The organism is Candidatus Kryptonium sp., from assembly GCA_025060635.1.
Classification (GTDB): domain Bacteria; phylum Bacteroidota; class Ignavibacteria; order Kryptoniales; family Kryptoniaceae; genus Kryptonium.
Genome location: JANXBN010000132.1, coordinates 1 through 574 on the forward strand (window position 1 = coordinate 1; position 574 = coordinate 574).

Sequence of the window (574 nt, forward strand, 5' to 3'; positions counted from 1 at the left end):
GAGCCGGTGGCGTTCGGTCGTGACGCGCCAGTGCGCTGTGAGACGTTCTCCCTGATAGACGCCGATTTTGATGTTCGTGTTGCCGATATCAATAGTTAGCAGCATAACGCACCGTGGCTCTATGGAAACCAGACCCGCACATCCTCCGGGCGACGCACCGCGCCCAACGCGAGCATCAGCTTGATTCGCGCCTTGCGACCGTTAAGGCCATGGGCAAAGAGCACTCCTAGCTGCTCGAGATCATGGTACGCACCGACATAGCCGTACTCATCGTACAGGACGCCGCCGACTCGCGGTGCAACCACGACCATGATACGCTGCGCAATCGCTTCCTGTATCGCAGGCAGCCACCATGGCGGCACTCGGCCGCTGCCAAACGCTTCAATCACAATCCCTGCGACACGATCAGCAATCGCGTGACGCACCAGGCGATCATCGCTCCCCTGACCAAGGGTGATGAGATCGACCCGCTCTTCTAGGTGGACGCATGGGATGAACGTGCGCTGTACCGGGCGATGACGCATCCAGACGCGGTCAGCGACGATCCAGCCAAGCGGACCCGATCCTGGTGCAG

Annotated in this window: 2 protein-coding genes; both read right to left on the reverse strand. The window is 60.6% G+C overall.

Going from position 1 to position 574, the window contains the following annotated elements; translation table 11 throughout:
* A partial coding sequence (locus tag NZ923_10800) for a type III pantothenate kinase (protein ID MCS7230494.1) occupies nucleotides 1-105 on the reverse strand: 105 nt, incomplete at its 3' end.
* A gap of 14 nt (nucleotides 106-119) precedes the next feature.
* Nucleotides 120-574: asparaginase (locus NZ923_10805; GenBank protein ID MCS7230495.1), on the reverse strand; the 455-nt coding region annotated here is incomplete at its 5' end.